Origin of the sequence: Pseudarthrobacter sp. LT1 (assembly GCF_035621795.1) — a bacterium.
GTDB lineage: Bacteria > Actinomycetota > Actinomycetes > Actinomycetales > Micrococcaceae > Arthrobacter.
This window is the reverse complement of sequence record NZ_CP141830.1, coordinates 3,662,037-3,678,815: the sequence shown is the minus strand read 5'-3', so window position 1 is coordinate 3,678,815 and position 16,779 is coordinate 3,662,037. Positions and strand designations below refer to the sequence as shown.

The 16,779-nt window shown below is 68.4% G+C and carries 15 protein-coding genes; 4 read left to right on the top strand and 11 right to left on the bottom strand.

The window, feature by feature from the left end; genetic code table 11:
* Positions 1–2 precede the first annotated feature (2 nt).
* The gene (locus VIK36_RS17265) at positions 3–884 is read right to left on the bottom strand and encodes an aldo/keto reductase (RefSeq protein WP_255175642.1); all 882 of its coding nucleotides are present in this window, start codon (positions 882–884) and stop codon (positions 3–5) included.
* A gap of 93 nt (positions 885–977) precedes the next feature.
* On the opposite strand from VIK36_RS17265, the gene VIK36_RS17260 reads away from it, so the two are divergent.
* Positions 978–1,859: a helix-turn-helix transcriptional regulator gene (locus VIK36_RS17260; RefSeq protein WP_255173097.1), complete on the top strand. Its 882-nt coding sequence runs from the start codon at positions 978–980 to the stop codon at positions 1,857–1,859.
* Positions 1,860–1,945: 86 nt separating this feature from the next.
* On the opposite strand, the gene VIK36_RS17255 is transcribed toward VIK36_RS17260, so the two are convergent.
* The 4 genes from VIK36_RS17255 to VIK36_RS17240 all read right to left on the bottom strand — a co-directional run bounded on the left by VIK36_RS17255 (position 1,946) and on the right by VIK36_RS17240 (position 6,617).
* Entirely contained in the window at positions 1,946–2,914 is a 969-nt protein-coding gene (locus VIK36_RS17255; protein WP_255173096.1) for a hypothetical protein, read from the bottom strand.
* Positions 2,915–3,085: 171 nt separating this feature from the next.
* Positions 3,086–3,451, bottom strand: a complete 366-nt coding sequence (locus VIK36_RS17250; RefSeq protein ID WP_324642898.1) for an STAS/SEC14 domain-containing protein — start codon at positions 3,449–3,451, stop codon at positions 3,086–3,088.
* A gap of 5 nt (positions 3,452–3,456) precedes the next feature.
* On the bottom strand, positions 3,457–6,084 hold the full coding sequence (locus VIK36_RS17245; RefSeq protein WP_324642897.1) for an AMP-binding protein: 2,628 nt from the start codon (positions 6,082–6,084) through the stop codon (positions 3,457–3,459).
* A gap of 146 nt (positions 6,085–6,230) precedes the next feature.
* A complete protein-coding gene (locus VIK36_RS17240; RefSeq protein WP_324642896.1) occupies positions 6,231–6,617 on the bottom strand; it encodes a hypothetical protein in 387 nt (128 codons plus the stop codon).
* Positions 6,618–6,795: 178 nt separating this feature from the next.
* Here VIK36_RS17240 and VIK36_RS17235 point away from each other — a divergent pair, with 178 nt between their 5' ends.
* The 3 genes from VIK36_RS17235 to VIK36_RS17225 all read left to right on the top strand — a co-directional run bounded on the left by VIK36_RS17235 (position 6,796) and on the right by VIK36_RS17225 (position 10,513).
* Positions 6,796–7,800, top strand: coding sequence for an MIP/aquaporin family protein (locus VIK36_RS17235; RefSeq protein ID WP_324642895.1), 1,005 nt, complete (start codon positions 6,796–6,798; stop codon positions 7,798–7,800).
* Between the two features lie 215 nt (positions 7,801–8,015).
* Positions 8,016–8,939 carry an AfsR/SARP family transcriptional regulator gene (locus VIK36_RS17230; protein WP_324642894.1) on the top strand — a complete coding sequence of 308 codons (924 nt, stop codon included), beginning with the start codon at positions 8,016–8,018 and terminating at the stop codon, positions 8,937–8,939.
* A gap of 185 nt (positions 8,940–9,124) precedes the next feature.
* Positions 9,125–10,513, top strand: coding sequence for a sigma-54-dependent transcriptional regulator (locus VIK36_RS17225; RefSeq protein WP_324642893.1), 1,389 nt, complete (start codon positions 9,125–9,127; stop codon positions 10,511–10,513).
* Positions 10,514–10,519: 6 nt separating this feature from the next.
* On the opposite strand, the gene VIK36_RS17220 is transcribed toward VIK36_RS17225, so the two are convergent.
* Genes VIK36_RS17220 through VIK36_RS17195 form a run of 6 tightly spaced genes read right to left on the bottom strand, consistent with a single transcriptional unit; the run spans position 10,520 to position 16,762 of the window.
* Positions 10,520–11,149, bottom strand: coding sequence for a hypothetical protein (locus VIK36_RS17220; RefSeq protein WP_275179841.1), 630 nt, complete (start codon positions 11,147–11,149; stop codon positions 10,520–10,522).
* Positions 11,140–11,922 (bottom strand): amidohydrolase family protein, encoded by a 783-nt coding sequence (locus VIK36_RS17215; RefSeq protein ID WP_324642892.1) that lies wholly within the window; start codon positions 11,920–11,922, stop codon positions 11,140–11,142. Before VIK36_RS17215 ends, VIK36_RS17220 begins: the two co-directional genes overlap by 10 nt.
* Complete coding sequence (locus tag VIK36_RS17210) at positions 11,922–13,031, bottom strand: hypothetical protein (RefSeq protein WP_324642891.1); 1,110 nt, start codon at positions 13,029–13,031, stop codon at positions 11,922–11,924. The genes VIK36_RS17215 and VIK36_RS17210 overlap by 1 nt, the downstream gene beginning before the upstream one ends.
* A gap of 36 nt (positions 13,032–13,067) precedes the next feature.
* On the bottom strand, positions 13,068–14,633 hold the full coding sequence (locus VIK36_RS17205) for a hypothetical protein (protein ID WP_324642890.1): 1,566 nt from the start codon (positions 14,631–14,633) through the stop codon (positions 13,068–13,070).
* Positions 14,634–14,635: 2 nt separating this feature from the next.
* A complete protein-coding gene (locus VIK36_RS17200) occupies positions 14,636–15,964 on the bottom strand; it encodes a hypothetical protein (RefSeq protein ID WP_324642889.1) in 1,329 nt (442 codons plus the stop codon).
* A 30-nt stretch (positions 15,965–15,994) separates the two neighbouring features.
* On the bottom strand, positions 15,995–16,762 hold the full coding sequence (locus VIK36_RS17195; RefSeq protein WP_324642888.1) for a hypothetical protein: 768 nt from the start codon (positions 16,760–16,762) through the stop codon (positions 15,995–15,997).
* Positions 16,763–16,779 lie beyond the last annotated feature (17 nt).

The window sequence follows — 16,779 nt, the reverse complement described above, 5'->3', positions numbered from 1 at the left end:
CCTTAGGCTTCCGGGATGACCATGGCGAATCGCTCGGGGCGTGCCACGTCCGGGTCGGGGCCGCTGCGGACGCCGGTGTCCAGCGCGTCGATGGCGGCCAGCTCAGCAGCAGTGAGCTCGAAGCCGAACACGTCGAAGTTCTCCGCGATGCGCGCCGGGTTGGTGGACTTGGGAATGGCCGAGCGGCCCTGCTGCAGGTGCCAGCGCAGCATCACCTGGGCGGGGGTCTTGCCGTGGGCCTTTGCAACGGCGGCAATCGCCGGGTCCCGCATGACGTTCTTCCGGTTCTCGCCCCAGCCGGGGTAGAACGTGATGCCGCCGATGGGTGACCACGCCTGGGTCAGGATGCCGTGTTCCGCATCCGCCGCCTGTACGGCCGGCTGCGCGAAATACGGGTGCAGTTCGATCTGGTTCACGGCCGGGACCACATCGGTTTCCTCGAGGAGCTGCTGCAGGTGGTGCGGCATAAAGTTGCTGACGCCAATGGCCCGCACCCGGCCGTCCGCCAGCAGGGTTTCCAGGGCCTTGTACGCGGCGATGGTCTTGTCGAACCGGTCCGGTGCGGGCTGGTGCAGGATGAACAGGTCCAGCTGGTCCACGCCCAGCTTGCCGGCCGCCTTGTCCCACGCATGCAGTGCCTCGTCGTAGCCGTAGTCGCTGACCCACACCTTCGTCTCGATGAACACGTCGGCGCGGTCCAGACCAGAGCGGCGGATGCCTTCGCCCACCTCGCGCTCGTTGCCGTACGCGGCGGCGGTGTCGATGTGCCGGTAGCCCACCTCGAGCGCTGACTGGACGGCCGCCGTCGTCTCTTCCGGGGGACTTTGGAAGACGCCCAGGCCGAGCGCGGGCATTGTGATTCCGTTGTTGAGCGTGAGTTCCATAACCATGCCCTTCACGCTATGCGGGTGTGGAGGTTTGTGGGAGGGCTTGCCAGTCCCTCCTTCGCTGCCCGGCATCGGCGTAGCGTGGAGGCCATGACCAACAGCGATGACGTGCGGAAGTTCCTGACCTCCCGCCGTGCCCGGCTCACGCCCGAGGATGCCGGGCTGCCCGCGTACGGCGGCAACCGGCGCGTTGCGGGGCTCCGGCGCGAGGAAGTGGCCATGCTCGCCGGGATGAGCATCGACTACTACATCCGGCTGGAGCGGGGGAACCTTTCCGGCGCCTCGGACAGCGTCCTGGAGGCACTGGCCCGCGCCCTCCAGTTGGACGACGCCGAGACCGCCCACCTTTTCGACCTGGCCCGCGCGTCCACGGCGGCCCCGCGGGTGCGGCGGAAGCGGAGTCCCCAGACGGTGCGGCCCAGCGTGCAGCGGGTCATCGATGCGATTACGACGGCGCCCGCCTGGGTCCGCAACGACCGCGGCGATGTCCTGGCCTCCAATGAGCTGGGCCGGGCCCTGTACCTGGAGATGATGACCGACGCCGGCACCCCGCCCAACAGCGCCCGGTTCACCTTCCTGAATCCGAAGGCACGGGAGTTCTTCGTGGACTGGGAGCGCGCCGCTGACGACATCGTGGCCGTGCTGCGCTCCACGGCTGGCAGGAACCCGTTCGACAAGGACCTGTCCGACCTGATCGGCGAGCTTTCAACCCGCAGCGAGGAGTTCCGCGTCCGCTGGGCCCGGCACGACGTGAAGTACCACCGCACCGGCCGCAAACGGCTGCACCACTCGGTGGTGGGGGACCTGGACCTGACCTATGAGGCGATGGAGCTTCCCGCGGACCCGGGCCTGCGGATCAACATCTACACGGCCGAGCCCGGCACGCCCTCCGAGGACGCACTGAAGGTCCTGGCCAGCTGGGTGGCGACCCAGCGCAGTACCTCAGTGGTGCCGGTGGAGGAGAGCACCTGAGCCGCGACCCCGCTGCGCATATTCCTTTTCGACACGCATGTTCCTTGGCGCACCCCATATTCCGGGCGCGAAAAGGAATATGCGTGTCATGGACGACTTTGCGCGTCGATTACGGCAGAGCGCGTACGACGGCGGGCCACGCCAGCCGCTGCGAGCCTGCCTTCCAGCCTGCCCGCCTTCAGGTCGGCCCAGTCCCACCGCACCACGTTGATTCCCAGGGCGCGGATGCGGTTCTCACGCTGCTTTTCCGCCACAACGGCCTGGGAAGCGGTGCGGCTTTTTAAGAATTCAGCTTTCATGTACTTTTCCTCGCCATCGAATTCGCCTACAACCTTGGGCTCTTTCCAATAGAAGTCGGTGTACCCCACCAATCCCGCCGCATCGGAAAACCGCTGCTGGAGAATTGGAGGTTCGAACCCGGCCACATGGATCAGCGCCCGGCTCCAGGATTCCCCGGCTGAACCCGAACCGGGGTCGGCGAAGGCGATTGCGGCCCGGATCCGCCGTGCAGCAGCAGCCGAGTAGATGTCACCGATTCCGGCCTCAAGCTCGGCTTTGGTGAGGGCGGGCAGTCGCCGGTTCGGGTCCGGCCGCAGGACGTGGTCCAGCGGCACTATTGCCTCGATGAACGGGCTGAACGCCGCCAGGTCCAAGACGGTCCGGACGCGATCGGTAACGAGGAGCCCATCCACCCGTACCACCTTCAATCCGGCCCGGGCAGCAAAGTGCCGGCTGACTCCGGCGCGGGACCTCCCGCCGTCGTTCTTCAATGTGAGTGCCCGGACCGGGTGGCGCCCGATGAACGGGATTCCCCACACGCTGGCGGAGGACTGCCGGGCGAAGATTGTGGGTTTCTCAAAGGTTTCCCCGGCCCCCTGGACGCGGACCCGGTATTGCTCCCAGGGCTTCAGGGCTTTCCACGTCGGTCCGTCGACATAAACGCCGTGTCGAACGCGAACCAACGCACCTGCCCTCACACGTTTGGCGACTTCATTCGGAAGCAGTCCGTGCAGCACGCGGTCGCGGGACAACAAGAGCGGTGGAAGTTCGGTCATGTATCCACGTTGCCGGCGTGCGTCCCCGGGCAGGAGGGGCCTGTGCCGCTATGTGGAGAAGACCTGGCGACGCGCTGCATCAGTTTCGACGCGCATATTCCACAGCGCGCCCGACATATGGGTTGCGCAAAGGAAGCTCCGCATCGGAAATGAAGTCGCGCGTCGCGTGCGCTATGGCATAACCGAATCCTCAGCGAGCCACGCCATTGCCTCGTCCATGGACGTGAAGAACCGGGTGGGGTGCACTGGTTTGTGCCGCCCGGTGTAGAAGTCGGCGATGGTCTGGTCCACGGGGGAGGTGCCCACCACGGCAGCGCGCGTCAGGGGCCAAGTGCCGGCGAAAGCTTTCAGGGCGCCCTGGTCAATCCACGCCACACCCGTCATCTCGACCAGCAGCGGCAGGGTGCGGCCGCCGCTGAGTTCCCGCGCGCGCTTCATCAGCGCCACCGCGTCGCGTTCGGTGACCACGTCCCCGTGCCCCCACTTGAGGTGCAGCAGTTCCCCGGAGAGCTCGATGGTGCCGATGACGTCATCCATGCTTACTACTCTGCTGGTGCTTCACGGCCCAGGGCAATACGGGGCCGCAACGCACGCCGGCCCTTTAGATGCCGCTCCACCGCAGCCATTGCCCTAGTGGCCACCGCCCAGTAGAGGATCCCGCACACCACCGACGCCAGCACGGCAATCCCCTTGGCAAGTGGCTCCTCAACGTCCACGGACTCAAACAGCGGGTACACCAGCCAGTGGGTGACGTAAATGTACAGCGACGTACTGGCCAGCAGCGCCGTGATCCGGTGCAGCCCGCGCGGCACCCGAAGGGCAGGCAGCCAGAGCAGAAGCAGGCAGCCCGCCAGGATGGTGGCGCTGCGGTACGGATTGTCGAAGGACGCGGGAACGGTCAGGAAGGCGAGCGCCGCCACGGCCGACCTCTGCCACACCGTGCGGGAGGCGGCGGCCGCCCAGCCAAGGCCAAACAGCCACAGGACCGGCCCTTGGCCCGGGTAGCGGCTGTCAACAAGACCGAAGAGCAGCGGCATGTCCACAACAACCAGGGCCACGCCGAACGCCCACGGCCATCGCCGCACCACGCGGTCAACCGCCGGGACCGCGAGCAGGAAAGCCAGCCCGATCAGGACGTGGACCAGGATTTCCACGAACCAGAAGCGGGAGTAGTCGCTCCACCCCGGAGGCCCCAGGAGCGTATTGAGCAGGAACACGTTGTGCCACGCGTACTTGTCCGTGACGGCGAACGCGAGCCCGATCACCGCCACGCTGGGCACCACAATCCGCGCGATGCTCCGCAGGTGCCGCCGGAACCGTTCCCTGCGGCTGCCGGACAGCTGGAAGCGCGCAAAGTTGTAGCCGGCCACAGCCATGAGCACGTGCGCGGTGCCTTGCCAGTGGAAGAACCCGATGTGCGTTGAAACGATGGCAACGATCGCCACCGCGCGCAGCACGATCCCGGTTTCCGTGGGCGCGAAAAGCCGCCGGCGGGTTCTCTTGGTTCCGGTGCGGCCCCCGGGAGACGCAGCGGCATTAGGCACTCCGTGCTGCGCGGACGACAGTTCGCAGACCGGCATCAGGTGCCAGCCTTCGGGGAGGTACCCGAGGGCATCCTCCAGCCGGATGGACGCCGCCACGTAGGACAGCGAATCGCCGCCCAGGGACACAAACGTGTCCGTGCCGGACACGCTGTCCACTTCAAGCACCTCGGCGAAGATGCGTCCAACGTCCATGGAGCCCGCGTCCGGGGCCGTCGGGCCGTCGTCGTCCCCTCCGCCTTCACCGGCCGCGGCCCCTGCACCGGCGAGTGCGGCGATCGCAGGGTAGTCCGGTTTGCCGTTGCCCAGGCGGGGAATGGCCTCCACGCGGTGAAGTTCGACGGCGGTGCGCGGCAGGCCAAGGTCCTGCGCCAGGGTTTTGGCAATGAGGCCCGGGTGGTGGTCGCCTTCGACGGCAGCCACCACGGCGTCGTCGGACCCTGCGGCGGCTGCGTTGACGCCGAGGTCAGCCAGCAGCCGCTCCACCTGCCCCAGATCCACCCGGAGTCCCACGATCTTCACGAAGCGGCTTCGCCGGCCCACAATCTCGTAGAGGCCGTCCGGGCCGCGCCGGGCAAGGTCGCCGGTGTGGAGCTCGTCAACAACGCGGCCCAGGCTGAGGTCCTGCGGCCGTTCGGCGTACCCCAGCATGACGTTCGGGCCGCTGTAGACGAGTTCGGAGGCGTCCAGTCCGGGAACGGGCTCCAGCCGGAAGGAGCCGCCCGGCACCGGCACGCCGATGGCCTGGGGGTTATCGAATGCCTGGTCCGGCGGCAGGTAGGCCATGCGCGCGGTGGCCTCCGTCTGCCCGTACATCACGTAGAGGTCCCACCCCTGCTGCCGGCCCAGCTCCGCGTAGGAACGCACCCGCTCCGGGGCCAGCCGTCCGCCGGCCTGGGTGATGTAGCGCAGGCTGGGCACGTCCATGTCCTTGAAGCCCACGCGGTCCAGGAGATCGAAGGTGTAGGGCACCGCGGCGAAGGACGTGACACTCTCCGCCCGGACCAGGTCCCAGAAGCAGGGGTCCACCACGGAGAGATCGGTCAGGGCCAGTGACGCCCCCGCCAGGAGGTGGCTGTTCACCACGCTCATCCCGTAGCAGTAGGAGAGGGGGAGCGTGGTGGCGGCCTTGTCAGTGGGGCGCAGTTGCAGGTACTCCGCGATCGCGGCGGCATTGGCCTGGATGCCGTCGGCGGACAGGCGGACCAGCTTCGGTGAACCGGTGGACCCGGAGGTGTTGAACAGCAGCGCGAGGTCGGGGTGCAGTTCGTGGCGCGTTTCGTCCCGGCGCGCGTCCAGTACTGCCTGGCCGTCTCCCGTGCGGACCACGACGTCCGGATCATAGGCATCCATGAGCGTTTCCGCGGCTGCGGGGTGGTTCGGCAGGACCAGCAGGGGATTTCCGGACGACAGCGCGGCCAGGTAGGCAACCAAGGCCGGCAGCGTGTTGTCGGCCTCCAGCGCGACGAGCCGCCGGCCGTGCCCGAAGGATGCGGCCACTTCCTCCACACGGCGGGCCAGTTCCCGGTAGCTCAACGCCTCGGTGCCGGTGATGATGGCGGCGCGCTCCCCGAATCTTGCCAGGCTGGCCGCGAAGGGGACTCCGGCAAGCTTTGTCTCTAACGTCACCGGAGCACTGTAGAAGGTGAGGCTAACCTAACTCAAATGGACGTAATGGAGTGCAGGCTGACGAGATCAGGGCAGCAAGGCACGACGCCGGCCCACACCAAAGCGGCCTGCCCGCCTTGTGCAGGCGGGCAGGCCGTGGCCCAGCGTCAGGTGCTACGGTTCCGCCTGCGCGTCAGGGGCGCCCGGCTTGCGCGTGGGATCCACGGTGCCGCCCTTGCCGTAGTCCCTTCCGGGTACCGGCCGGTTTCCGAAGCGGCGGTCCGGCCGGGGACCGGACCGGCCTGGCCGTAGTCGGCCTTGACGTAGCGCCCGGCTCCCACGGTCCTGTCGCCCAGCGGTTCGGGCAGCCCGCCTTCGCTGCCTGCCGGACCGTAGTCCCCTTCGATGTACTGGCCCTCTTCGTCTTCAGCATGGCGGCCGCGTTGGGCACCGGCTTTGCCAAAGTTGCCTTCGACGTACCGTCCGCGCAGGTCGCGCTCCCCGGGTGTCTCGTCCGGGACCAGGGTTTTGTCGGTGCTGCCGTTGTCGTTCATGATCTTGCCTTTCGAACGAACTCCACGTCTCCAGGGTGCGGTCCTGCGCCTGCGGGGGCTTCCGTTTCTTCAGACTGTTGCCTAGGGACACTTTCGGCGTAGCATAAAAGTACCCGGATTGTCAATCCGTCCGGATGAAGCCAAGGACAAAACCAAAATCGCAAAGAAGGTACGCGCGATGAGTGATATCAGTCCGCTACGACATGCCGTCCGCAATGGCAGCGGACTCAAACAACTGGGTGGAACCTGGGGCGAGCTCCTCGCGGAGTTCCTGGGCACCTTTGTGCTGATCTCGTTCGGCGACGGCGTGGTGGCCATGGCGGTCGCCGCGTTGCCCGGATCCGGCCGCGCCGCCACGTCAACCACCATCTTCATGGCCGCGGGCGACTGGCTGCTCATTGCCTGGGGATGGGCCCTGGCCGTGGCGCTGGCCGTCTACGTGGCCGGCGGCGTCAGTGGCGCCCACATCAACCCGGCCGTGACCATTGCGTTCGCCGTCCGCCGCAAGTTCCCCTGGCGCAAGGTGGGGCCGTACATCGTGGCCCAAGTGGTGGGCGCCTTCGCCGGCGCCGCGATGGTCTATCTGCTGTACTACAACGCCATCGACGCCTACAACAAGGCCGTCGGCACCGGCCGCGGCGACGCGAAGGGGCTGGCCAGCTACTCCATCTTCGCCACGTTCCCGGCGCCCTACTTCAACGGCAACCCCACGGGCCCGCTGATCGACCAAATCGTCGGCACGGCGTTCCTGGTCATCTTCGTCGTGGCCATCATCGACATGCGCAACACCGCCGTCCAGGCGAACCTGGGCCCGTTCATGATCGGGCTCGCGGTCGCCGCCATCGGCATCTCCCTCGGCGCCAACGCCGGCTACGCCATCAACCCTGCCCGCGACTTCGGACCGCGGCTCTTCGCATGGCTGGCCGGATGGGGCCAAACGGCGCTGCCTGGCACAGTGGACGGCGCCTTCAGCTGGTACTTCTGGGTTCCCATCGTGGGCCCGGTGGTCGGTGGTGTGATCGGCGTGTTGATCTACGACTGGTTCATCGGCGACGTCCTCGATGCCCGGGCCCGGCTGCAGGAATCCACGCCTCCGGGCCGCGCCGGCGGCGAAACGCCTCCGGCCACTGAGGCTGAGGCCGTGCCGAAGACGCACACCGTGCCGAAGAGGCGGGCTGCGTAGGTACAGGGGTCAGGCGCGGGCACCCCAGCAGGAAAGTGCGACGGCGGCCCGCGCCTTTCGCATCCCTTGGCAGCTTTCGAGAGCGCGCCCTCCCAACCCGATTAGGGGCCCCGCTACATTGACATTCATTTTCAAGCTGAGGATCCTCATTTTTACGTAGTTCAGGTACTTCAACCCGGCTGAGGTGTCCCGTGGGCGGTGGTGGCTGTGGACATATGGAATTGGATCTGCTCCGGTGTTGGCAACTGCGCCGCGACGGAGAAATTGTCCACGTTGCGGTCCGCCAGCAGCGCCTGATCGCCGCGCTTGCCATCCGCGGCCCCAGGGTGCGGAACTACGTTGCCGGGCTCCTCTGGCCGGACTGCCCCGAGTCCCGGGCCTTGGAGAGCCTCAGGGTCAGCGTGCACCTGGTCACGCGCCAGGTACCCGGGATGCTGGCGAAGGACGGACCGGTGCTGGCCCTGGATCCGTCGGTGCAGGTGGATCTGTACCGGGTGCGGGCCCGTCTCCAGGACAGCCCGGCAGGGGACGGGGCAGCCACCAAGGCCCTGCTGGACCTGCGGGACGCCGAGCTGCTGCCCGGCTGGTACGAGGACTGGGTGCTGTTCGAGCAAAGCCGGCTGCACCAGGACCGGCTGCGCGCCCTGACACTCCTGGCACGTTCATTGCTGCAGGCGGGGGACTGCGGGGGCGCTGCGGAAGCGGCGGACGCTGCCCTGGAAATTGAGCCCCTTTACGAGAGCGCAGTGCGGGCGCTGGTCACCGCAGAACTGGAAATGGGGAACACCGTTTCCGCACTGCACGCCTACGGGAACTACGCAGCAGCCCTGCGCAGGGACATGGGCGTCATGCCGTCCGAAGCGCTCACCAAACTCATCGACGCCGTGCAGCTGGGCTATTCACCGCCGGGGTATTCATCCGTCCTGGGCAGCCAGCCACTGACGGACAGCGTGGAGGACTTCCTCCCGGTCCACCGTGGCGAGGCTGCCGTGCCCAGCAGGCCCCACGCTGTAGGTGACCCGCGCGCGGAAGCCGTGTTCGCCGTCGGGCTCGGTCCACGTGCGGATCACCAAGGTGCCGCCGCTGCGGGGGACCCCGGGCCCGTCAGGGACGCTGTGGTCGGTCATGGTGTTATCTGACTCCTCATCCGTTGACCCTGATCATGCGCGAAAAACCATCAGCAACCCGCGGTTTTTCCTGAAAGATTGGCGCAAGATCCTCTGGCGCAGGGGCCCTGGCAGCAGCAGTAACGGGGCTGTAACGCCGGGCATGGTCAGCTTCGTTGCGCAGGCGAAGTGCCGGCAGCGGATCTGCGAGGGGCTCTATGCCGTGGGTAATGGACCTCAGTGGCCGGCAGGCCTGGGCCAGTGAGGCCATCGAAACCCTCCGTGCCGCACACGTCCCCCTCCAGCTGGCGGATGCTCCAGAAACTGCCGCCACCGCAGGCATCATCTTTGCCGCGGCGCAGTCGCAGGACCTGGTCTCGGCCCTGGGGATGGCGGAATACGGCAGGTGCAGGGTGCTGGTTTTCGGGCCGCCGGACGGAAGGCTGAAACCCTGGCCGGTGCTTGAGGCGGGTGCGGCGGAATGCATGGCCTGGCACGGCCAGGTGGAGCCGGTGGCGGCGTGGCTGCAGCGGATCGAGGACGTGGAAACGGTGATCGACTCTGTTGCCGTCCGGGACAAGCTGGCGGGGCAAAGCCCGGCGCTGCGGTCCGCGCTCCGGGACCTGGTGGTGGCCGCGAAGTTCGGGAACGCACCGATCCTGATACAGGGGGAGACGGGGACCGGCAAGGAGCTGGCGGCCCGGGTGGCCCACGCGGTCAGCAGCCAGCGGGGCAACCTGGTGGTGGTGGACTGCACCACCATCGTCCCCACGCTGATGGGCAGCGAATTGTTCGGCCACGAACGCGGTGCCTTCACGGGCGCGGTGAGCGTGCGGACCGGCGCCTGCTCCGGTGCCGACCAGGGCTCCCTGTTCCTCGACGAGGTAGGCGAACTCCCCCTGGAACTCCAGCCCGAGCTGCTCCGCGTGGTGCAGGAAGGCACCTACAAACGCGTGGGCGGCGACAGGTGGCTGCACAGCAAGTTCCGGCTGATCTGCGCCACCAACCGCGACCTCGCCCGTGAAGTGTCCGCCGGTAGTTTCCGCACCGACCTCTACCACCGCATAGCGGCCTCGGTGGTCACCATGCCGCCGCTGCGGGACCGGCTGGAGGACATCCTCTGCCTCTTCGCCCGCTTTTGCCGCGAGGCCACCGGCGCCCGGACCGACCCGGACGTGGATCCGGCGGTCCAGGATGTCCTGCTCCGCCGCAGCTACCCGGGCAACCTGCGCGACCTCCGGCAGCTGGCCTTCCGCATCGCGGCGCGGCACGTCGGCCCGGGGGCCATCACCCCGGGCGACCTTCCCCGCGAGGACAGGCCGCAGGCAGGGCACCTGGGAGCGGATCAGGGCCAGAACGCGTACGACGGCGGCCCGGCCGGCGCCGTCGATCCGCTCGCCGTCGATCCGCTCGCCAGGGCGGTGGCCTGGGCAGTTGACGCCGGCCTTGGGCTGCGGGACATCAAGGAACGCGCGGCGGAGGCGGCCGTGGCTGTGGCGGTTGAGCGGAGCGGCGGGAACGTCCATTCGGCCGCCACCATGCTGGGGCTCACGGACCGTGCCGTCCAGCAGCGGCAGGCCCGCAGGACGGACACCGGCGGTGCCTAGCTCCGGCTAGGCCCCGCGGTCCAGCTCCTCCGCCACCTCGTGCCAGTACCCGTCGCCGGTCTCCTCGGCGAGTTCCCGGAACAGGTCCCCAAGCTCCCGCCAGAGCACGTCCGGCCCCTTCCGTCCGGGGAGCCGGCCCCGGTAGTTGGCACGTTTATAGATCCTGCCGAACTGCTGGCGGACCAGGTCCTCCACGGCGAGCCCGAACATGTCCGGCTGCTTGTCCGGTGACGGAAACGGAATGAATTTTGCCAGCTGGACGGGCGGCAGTTCGCGGCGGGACTTCACCAGGTCCTTCGTGGCCGGCAGCCGGTCATCCCTGCTGGTCCTGGCCACCAGCCGGTCCCCGGCGATTTCGTGGGCGAAGATGCGCACCTGGCTGGGCGATGGCCCGGGCGGCCAGGGCCGGTAGGTAATCAACCACACGGATTCCCGCCGGGGCTCGTTGCCCGCCATCCATGCGGGCCGTGCCGTCCTGCTGCCAGGCCCCGCCCGGCGGGCGGCCTCGCTCTGCCGGAGGTAGGCGCGCAGCTGGTTGAGGCCGCCCCTGATCGCCGGCCCGTTGTCCGGTTTTATCTCGGCCATCCCCGGCGCCCTGATCGGCTCCGGACCCGCGGCCGGCACATTTACAGCCATGCCTTCTTCCTCCTGTCCTGTCCTGCATCGGTGCAGCAGCGCCCGCTCCGGGCCGGTCCCGTCAGCCTCAGGACGTTGCCGCCCAGGATGAGGTCGCGGTCAGCCGACGGCAGCTCCAGCGCGAATATTTTGGCGAGCTCGGGCGCGGGGTGCAGGTACGGCCCGTCGCTGCCGAACAGCACCTTCCGCGATCCGGCCCGGGCCACGGCCTCCTCCAGCAGGTCGAAGTACCGCACTCCTGAGCTGTCCGTGAAGATGTTGGGCAGCTGGACCAGCGCATCGGTCAGCCGTTTCTGGGCGCGCCAGTCGTCGTTGAAGGACGACAAATGCGGAACTATCCAGGCAACCCCCGGATGCCGCCCGGCCAGGTGGCAGACCAGCTGCACGTCCCCGCCCGGGTCAAAAAGCACCGGCATCTGATGGCGTTCCGCGGCCAGCGCCACCTCATCCGTTGCGGGTCCGTCGGACCAGTGCACCTTGATCCCGCAGGCGCCGCATGCGTGGGCGGCCGTCACCATGGCGCCCACCCGCCCGCGGTCGGCCACGGAGTTTACGAACACATACCAAAGCCACCCGCCGGGCTCCCTCAGGGCAAGCTGGGCCACGGCCCGGTTGGCGGCCGCGTAGGTGCCACCCGGCGCGGCCATCAGCACCCCACGGAAAATTCCGACGGCGGCCGCCCGCTTCCGCCACAGTGCAAAGGATGCGGCGGGGCCGGCCGGGCCCAGCGGGACGCCGGCGGTCCCCACATGGACGTGCGAATCCACGATCATCAGGCCGCCCGCCTGTCCCGCGTCACCGCGGCCAGTCCCCGCACCAGCCGGTCCAGGTCGGCCTGGCTGTGGTCCGCCCGCACCACGGCGGACAACACGGCGCCGGGCCGGCAGCGGGGCAGCTGCACCAGCGCCTGCACGCCCCGGGCAGCGAGCGCGGTCCGCCACCGGCGTGCCAGCGGCAGTGAACCCAGCCGGGTTCCGACAATTGGAAAGGGAAGCCCCATCGGCGGAAGGCCAAGATCAGCGAACGCCGTCCGCAGCCAGAGGGTCAGCCGCCACAGCCGCCGCCGCAACCGGGGGAGGCCGCCGCTGCGGAGGGCCCCGAGCCCGGCGGCAAGGTCTGCCGCCGACGGCGGGCTGCTGTGCATCCGGTTCCCGCCGTTGCGGGCAACCACCCCCACCGTGGTGCTGTCACCCGTGATCACCGTGACGGGTGTGCCGTAGGCCTTGGCCAGCGAACCGAGCCACAGCAGCCGGTCGTGGGACAAGCCCAGCCAGCGTGCCGTGCCGGTACCGTCACCGAAGCCGCCGGGACCGGATGTCCGGCCCAGGACACCGAACGCCAGGGAGTCATCAACGATCACCTGGCCGCCGGTCTTCGCGGCGATGGCCTGCAGCTCAGCCAGGGGTGCGGGGCGCCCGCATCCCTGGCACCAGCCGTCGGTCACCACCCACGTCCTGGCGGAAGGTACCGTCCTGGCGGAAGGTACCGTCCTGTTGGGAGGCACCGACCTGTTGGGAGGTACGACGGCGGCTGGCCGGAAGTGTGGGTACGTCACCACCCGCACACCCCGGGGGAGGGATGCCCGGCACGCCCACTGGGCCAGCGGGTAGGCGTCCTCATCCACCAGGAGCACATCCCCGGGGCGGGGGAGTGACTGCAGTACATCCATCATTCCGTGCAGCGCAGACCTTGCCACCAGGCTGCCGTCGGCATGCTGCTGCGCGGCAACCAGGGATGCCAGCTCCGCGGCCGCCGGAAGCTCCCGCAGCGGGGCGGGCACCCCGGTGGTGAACTCCGCCCACGGGGCCAGCGCGGCGCTGGGGTGGTGCTGGCCCAGGAACAGGGCGGACGTGAAATCCGTCCCGCCCGCTGACCTGGCCATCTCCTGTACCTAGCCCTTTCCTGACCTGGCCATGTCCTAGTACCGGACCAGCTTCCGGGCCAGCCGGCGCTGCAGCAGTGCGGACGGCATGGTGGTGTCCACGCGCTCGCTGAGGTCCACCCCGGTGACAGCCCGGTAGGCGTGGATGTAACGCTGCACGGACGGCTTCCATTTGAGGGCCCAGTTCTTGGCGTCATCGCTGGTCATGCCGGACTCGTTCCACCGGCCATGCCGTACGGACAGCAGCAGCTGCTCCCCGTGGACGGCCAGGTCGTAAAAGTGGGTCACGCTGGCGTCGGACCATTCCTGCATCAGCTTCATGGTGTCCACCCGGCCCATCCACTCTTCCTGGTAGGGGACCATGGTGCGGCCGCCCAGGAACTCGCGCATTTCCGGCTGGGCCAGCATCCACTGCACGTCCAGGGTCTCGATCCGGGCGGACAGCGAGACGTCTACGAACTGGTTGTTCGCGCCGGCGGCCAGCACCAGGTGCAGTTCCTGCAGGTTGCTCAGCAGCGGGAACGCGTCCGCGTCCACGGTCTTGTCGCTGAACTCCTTGTAGTAACGGTGGCAGGCATTGAGCAGGCTGTGGAACGCATCCAGGAACTGGGTCCGCCGCTCCACCAGCAGCTCCGCCGGGGGAATCGCGCGGCCGATCAGCTGCAGGCCGTACTGGTACTCGTACTCTGCGGCGCGGCGGCGCAGCGAGAGCCGGTCCTTCTCGGCCTCGGCCAGTCCCCACAGGAGTCCGCGCAGCGGCAGCAGCGGGCTGACGGCGAGCCGCGAGAGCGGGTCCCCGTCCGGCTGTGACCGCCGGTTCTGGAAGCGGGCCAGGATCCTGTTCAGGGACTGGAAGAGCATGCCTTCCTCCAGCCAGTAGACGTAAATCAGTTCGACGAACGGCACCTGTTCCAGCGGGTACTGGCCGTTCGGGATGCCGTCCGGGAAGGGCCGGGCGAGGTCGTTGTCCTGGTCACTGACGTAGGACAGGGGGATCGCCTGGGCGCTGTGGTTGGCGGGCCCCCAGCCGGACCCCTTCTTGCGGAGCGGATCGAACTTGTTCCCCAGGGCGCCCTTCGAGATGAATTCCACGGACAGCGCGTGCAGGTTCTGGTACGTGAGGCCGCTGAAGGGCGGGAGCGAGCCGAACGTCTTGGCCTTGGTCTTCGCGAAGGCAGCAAAATTGGTGTACGTCAGGTTCCCGGCCACCCCGGAGATGAAGTCCCATAGCTGGGCGTGTCCGCTGTTGGGGGCAGCGTTGGGCTCCAGGGCCACCTTGATGACCGGTTCGGAGTCGGGTGCCTGGACGTCGATCCGGTCGATGATGGTCCAGTTCCCCACGATGCCGCGCATGTTGGGGCGGAACCGCACCCGGTATTCCAGCGGGTCGGGGAGCCGTACCTTCAGTTCCAGCGCTTTGCCCCGGCTCATGGTCTTGGTGAAAATGCCGCCCTTGTTCCCGCCGATGGGGATGCTCCTGCCCCGTTCGTCCAGGACCTGGAAGTTGTAGTCGCCCAGGGGGTCCGAGCTTTCCAGCTGGAAACGGATTCCCACATCCTGTCCGGCATACACCGGTGCAACCGGCCGTCGATTGAAATCCATGGCTATCTCCTTGTTGTTAGTGCTGGTGTGGTGAGGTGTTGTGCCGGGCTGCCGCTCAGGGGTGCGGGGGCTCCCATGTCGTCCAGGCTGCTGCGGACCGCCCATGCGGTGAGCAGCGAGGACAGCTGCGAGCTTTCCTCCTCGGCGGTGATGCGGCCGGCGGCTTTGGCCTGGCCCAGGACCGCGAACACCAGTGCGGGCCGTTGCCGGGCCATGACGCCGAAGTCGCCGCCCCAGGCCTGGTGCAGGCGGAGCAGCCGCTCGGGCCGCCGCTCGCGGGTGGGCCAGATGGTGCCCAGTTTCCGGCCGCCTGCCGCCGGGACGGGGTGGTTCATGAGCAGGGAGACCAGGTCGCCGATGTGGGCCTCGCACTTGCCGATCCAGGCGAGGTGTTCCGCCGGCAGCCCGGTAGGCGGGTACATGGCCCGCCACACGGATGCCAGGCCCCGCCACTGGGGGTGCGGGTAGAGCGCGTCGCCCAGCGCCGCGGAGATCAGCACCCGGAGGTAGGGCATCGGGTGGGGATCGGTGCCGCCGGGCCGGAAGACGAAGTAGCGGGGGAGGCTGACCACCGCGAGCAGGCCCACGGTGGAGGTGATGCCCACGGTGGCAACGGACCACATGTCCGCCACGATCTCGCTGATCCACAGGGACCACACGCCCCAGCCGCCGTCCGGGTCCTGCTGTGCACGCCGGTCGAGTTCCGCGCGGAGGGACGCCACCAGGTCCAGCTGCGCCGCTCCCTGGTGTCCCACCTCGTGGGCCAGGGAGGAGGCGATTCCGCTGCCCACCATCCGCTCCCGGGGCAGCCGGATGATCCCCACGGGGTTCGGTTTGCCGCCGGGCAGCCGGGTCTTGGCCCGCCGGATGGCAGCACCCGCACCCCTGGCGAGGTAGACCACCAGCCGGGCGTCGCCGTCGTCGTGGTTTCCTTCCAACCGCAAGGCGTCCTGGGCCAGGATGTCCAGCCCGGACAGCCAGACCCCCGTGGAGTGCTCGCTGCGCTGGGTGACCACCTCGGTGAACAGGTCGAACTGGGCCAGCACCACATTGAACTGGAGGCGGATCAGGACGAACCGGCGCTGTTGTTCGGCGGGACTGGCGGTCCTGCCGTCGCCGTGCAGCCAGTCAAGGAACTCGGCAACCTGGACCCGCAGCTCGTGGCGTCCGGCGTGGAGGAAGCGTTCGATCAGCAGCTGGGCGTCCCGGGGCAGTGCGGCGGCCAGGACCATGGTTTCCTGCATGACGAACGGCTTGATCTGGTCCAGCCGGGACACCAGGCCGTCCGCCTCGCTCTCGATGAGCGCGGTGCTGATGGTGTTCGTTTCCATCCCGATCGCCTGCCGTCAGCCGCCGGCAGGTTATATCCCCAGGAGGATGACGCGGCCGTCGCGGCGGATCCAGCGGCCTTCGTCGGCGCCGCTCCCGGAATTGCCGTTGCCGTTGCCGTCCTGCTGGCTGTCCCAGCCTTCGTCCGGGGCGCCCCACACGGCACCGGAGTACTGGGTGTTGTAGATCCGGGTGCCGCCGCCGCGGTAGTTGCGGGTCCCGCGCCGGGCTGCCTGGCGGGCGCGGAGCAGGGACGGGGCGTAACGGCGGGCGGCGGCGGTGGCCGCGGCGCGGGCGGCAGCGTTGGGCGGGACGGACACGGGGGTCCGTGCGGCGTTGCGGTAGGCGGCCCGGGCGAACCGGACGTAGCGGCGGGCGGCCTCTTCCTCGGCCTCTGATTCGTCCATGGCTTCGGCTTCCTCGGCCTCGAGCAGGCCGCCTGCCATGGAGCCAAGCTTGCTGCCAATGGCGGTCCCGACGCCGGGAGCCACGAAGGAGCCGATGGCACCTCCCACAATGGGCAGCGCCGTCTTGGCAACGGATTTGAGGGCGCCGCCCAGGGCCTTGCCGATGGGCGACTTGATGAACCGGGAGGCGTTCTTCACCACGCTGCGGGCCAGGCTGCCCAGGAACTGGTCCAGTTCTTCCTCGGAGTTGATGCTGAGGAGTTCCATGGCCAGCTCGGTTTCGAGGTTTTCCTCTCGGTCGGATCCGCCCTCGTAGCCGCTGAAGTTTCCTTCGTCTTCGTCCTCCTGCGCCCAGGGCGCAGCGGACTCGGTCTCGTAGTAGTTGGTGCTCATGGCAAATGTCCTTCGGG

Excerpts from the sequence above, each read along its gene's own strand:
- VIK36_RS17240 (WP_324642896.1), bottom strand. The coding sequence starts at position 6,617 with ATGAACGACAACGGCAGCACCGACAAAACCCTGGTCCCGGACGAGACA.
- VIK36_RS17250 (WP_324642898.1), bottom strand. The coding sequence starts at position 3,451 with ATGGATGACGTCATCGGCACCATCGAGCTCTCCGGGGAACTGCTGCAC.
- VIK36_RS17255 (WP_255173096.1), bottom strand. The coding sequence starts at position 2,914 with ATGACCGAACTTCCACCGCTCTTGTTGTCCCGCGACCGCGTGCTGCAC.
- VIK36_RS17265 (WP_255175642.1), bottom strand. The coding sequence starts at position 884 with ATGGAACTCACGCTCAACAACGGAATCACAATGCCCGCGCTCGGCCTG.
- VIK36_RS17205 (WP_324642890.1), bottom strand. The coding sequence starts at position 14,633 with ATGGATTTCAATCGACGGCCGGTTGCACCGGTGTATGCCGGACAGGAT.
- VIK36_RS17260 (WP_255173097.1), top strand. The coding sequence starts at position 978 with ATGACCAACAGCGATGACGTGCGGAAGTTCCTGACCTCCCGCCGTGCC.
- VIK36_RS17215 (WP_324642892.1), bottom strand. The coding sequence starts at position 11,922 with ATGATCGTGGATTCGCACGTCCATGTGGGGACCGCCGGCGTCCCGCTG.
- VIK36_RS17225 (WP_324642893.1), top strand. The coding sequence starts at position 9,125 with ATGCCGTGGGTAATGGACCTCAGTGGCCGGCAGGCCTGGGCCAGTGAG.
- VIK36_RS17200 (WP_324642889.1), bottom strand. The coding sequence starts at position 15,964 with ATGGAAACGAACACCATCAGCACCGCGCTCATCGAGAGCGAGGCGGAC.
- VIK36_RS17210 (WP_324642891.1), bottom strand. The coding sequence starts at position 13,031 with ATGGCCAGGTCAGCGGGCGGGACGGATTTCACGTCCGCCCTGTTCCTG.
- VIK36_RS17235 (WP_324642895.1), top strand. The coding sequence starts at position 6,796 with ATGAGTGATATCAGTCCGCTACGACATGCCGTCCGCAATGGCAGCGGA.
- VIK36_RS17230 (WP_324642894.1), top strand. The coding sequence starts at position 8,016 with ATGGAATTGGATCTGCTCCGGTGTTGGCAACTGCGCCGCGACGGAGAA.
- VIK36_RS17195 (WP_324642888.1), bottom strand. The coding sequence starts at position 16,762 with ATGAGCACCAACTACTACGAGACCGAGTCCGCTGCGCCCTGGGCGCAG.
- VIK36_RS17220 (WP_275179841.1), bottom strand. The coding sequence starts at position 11,149 with ATGGCTGTAAATGTGCCGGCCGCGGGTCCGGAGCCGATCAGGGCGCCG.